Raw genomic sequence first — 2,790 nt, forward strand, 5'->3', positions numbered from 1 at the left:
CTAAAAGAACTGTCATCAATTTGCATCAGGCCCGAAGCAGTTTATGGCCGTGTCTTGACATTGGATGCCGCGACTACGCCTTAATGCGCAGCGGGAAGCTTCGGGGAACAAGATGCGGTTTGATAAAATCGGGGCCGGCGCGCTCATCTCCACGCTGGCTTTGGCGATTGCCGCTGGCCTGTCCTGCCCCGCGCGAGCCGCCGACCTGCCGAGCACAAAGGCGGCCCCCGAAGCGCTCGCCCGCGATCCGTGGACCGGCTTTTATGTCGGCGGCAATATTGGTTATGCCTGGGGAAACTCCCATTGGGCGACGCCCGGCAATTCCGGTTCCGTCGACATGGCGGAGGGGATCAACACGTTCAACGAGTCGGGCAGCTTCTTCACCGGTCTGCAGGCCGGGTATAATTATCTGCTCCCGAACCATATCCTCATCGGCGCCGAAGCCGACTTGATGGCCCCAACTTTTCCAAACCTCGCTGGAAACACCACCGGGGGCGGTACGAACTTCACGTCGCCCACCAAGGGCCCGGAGAGCTACAGCGTCAACGTGCAAACCGGCGGAACGGCGCGGGCTCGCGTCGGCTACGCTTCCGGCGATTGGCTGTTTTATGCCACCGGCGGCCTCGCCTGGTCGCGCGACCTTCTGAGCCTGACGCAAATCTCCAGCCAGACCAACGATTCGCCGCTTCTGTGGCGACTTGGCTGGGCCGCGGGCGCCGGCGTAGAATTTCCCGTGACGGCGAACTGGACCGGCAAAATCGAATATCTGTTCAAGGATTTTGGCGCCAAGGACGTCTATTTTCCCTCCAATGCGCAGCAGTTCAGCTCCGGTCTGACGCTGCAGCAAGTGCTCGTGGGCCTGAACTACCATTTCGGCAATGAATCGGCCCCGGCGCCGGTTAGCGACGCCGCCGCCCCAGGCTCCGACCGGATCAGCCTTCACGGCCAGGCCACCTTCGTTGAACAGGCCTATCCGGCCATGCGCGCGCCCTATAACGGCCCCTACAGTCTGCCCAACACCGGACAGGGCCGCGAAACCTTCGACCTCACGCTCTACACCGGACTACGCCTGTGGCAGGGCGCCGAGTTTTGGGTCAATCCGGAAGTCGATCAGGGGTTCGGCCTGGCCAATACCCATGGCGCGGCCGGATTCCCCAGCGCCGAGGCTTACAAGCTCGGCGATCCCTTTCCCTATGCGCGCGTGCAGCGCTATTTTGTCCGCCAGACCATCGATCTCGGCGGCGAGACCCAGAAGGTGGACGCAGACGTCAATGTGTTCGCCGGCTCAACGACTGCGAACCGCCTCGTGTTGACTGTCGGCAAGTTCGGCATCGTCGACATTTTCGACACCAATAAATTCGCCAACAATCCCAAAACCGATTTCCTGAACTGGTCGATGATCAACACCGGAACGTTCGACTATGCCGGCGACGCCTGGGGCTATTCCTATGGCGCCGCCGCCGAATGGTACCAGGATCGCTGGACCTTGCGCGTCGGCGCTTTCGATCTGTCGCAAACGCCCGCTGGCGGAGCGCTCAACGCCCTCGCCTATGGTCTCGACCCCAATTTCAGTCAGTTCCAGCTGGTCGGGGAAATTGAAGAACGACACGAATTATGGGGGCAGGCCGGCAAGTTCAAGATCACCGGCTTTGTCAGCCGCGGGCGCGCCGGGCAATTCCAGACCGCCGTCGACGTCGCCAACGCCACGGGCATCGACCCCAGCCTGGCCCTCGCTCTGGACCGCCAGTTCAGGAGCCGGCCAGGCATGAGCTTCAACACCGAGCAGCAAGTGACCGAGACCGTCGGCGTGTTCGCTCGCGCCGGCTGGGTCGACGGCAATGTCGAGCCCTGGGATTTCGCCGATATCGACCGTACCGTACAAGCAGGCGTCTCGGTGTCGGGCAAGCAGTGGGGCCGGCCGGATGACACATGGGCCATCGCCGGCGTCCTCAACGGCATCACCAGCGCGCATCAGGCCTATTTCAACGCCGGCGGCCTTGGCATCCTGATCGGCGACGGGCAATTGCCGAATCCGGGCTCGGAACGAATCATCGAGACTTATTACAATTACGCTCTCACGCCCTCGACGAAACTGGGTCTCGATTATCAGTTCATCGCCAATCCCGGCTACAATACCCAGCGCGGACCGGCGAACATTTTTGCCGGGCGAGTTCACTGGACGTTCTAGTTCGACTGGCCCCAAGCTCGCTGCGTACTTTCGACTATCCGTCCCTTGGCTCGCCGGCTTATAATTTCCGGCGCGGGCCGGCGCTACTCGTCGTGATCCGCTGCCACGCCCGTTCTGCGCGGGCGCAAAATTTGGGATTGCGATGAAGACCATTCTCGTCACAGGCGCCACCGCTGGTTTCGGCGCCGCTTTCGCCCGCCGTTTCGTGCGCGACGGCCACCGCGTCATCGCCACCGGGCGGAGGGTCGAGCGTCTCCAGGCGCTGGCGGAAGAACTCGGCCCGTCGCTGCACGCCACGCCGCTCGACATGACCGACGTCAAGGCCATCGCCGAATTCCTGCCTTCGCTGCCGGAGGATTGGCGGCGCATCGACGTGCTGGTGAACAACGCCGGACTGGCGCTGGGCCTGTCCCCCGCCTGGGAGGCTTCGCTGGAGGATTGGGACCGGATGATCGCCACCAATGTCACCGGCCTCGTACATCTGACCCGCGCAGTCCTGCCGCAAATGGTCGAGCGCAATGACGGATTGATCATCAATCTGGGGTCGGTGGCCGGCGACTATTCCTATCCCGGCGGCCATGTCTATGGCGGCACGAAAGCCT

The 2,790-nt window shown here is 62.6% G+C and carries 2 protein-coding genes; both read left to right on the top strand.

Features of this window, described 5'->3' with window-relative positions:
• The first annotated feature begins 112 nt into the window (after positions 1-112).
• On the top strand, positions 113-2,188 hold the full coding sequence (locus ACLP2E_RS01790) for a carbohydrate porin (protein WP_442464979.1): 2,076 nt from the start codon (positions 113-115) through the stop codon (positions 2,186-2,188).
• 142 nt (positions 2,189-2,330) lie between these two features.
• The coding region (locus ACLP2E_RS01795) for an SDR family NAD(P)-dependent oxidoreductase (RefSeq protein ID WP_442464980.1) at positions 2,331-2,790 on the top strand (460 nt) is incomplete at its 3' end.

The sequence above is a fragment of the Rhodoblastus sp. genome, assembly GCF_052145335.1.
Lineage (GTDB): Bacteria > Pseudomonadota > Alphaproteobacteria > Rhizobiales > Beijerinckiaceae > Rhodoblastus.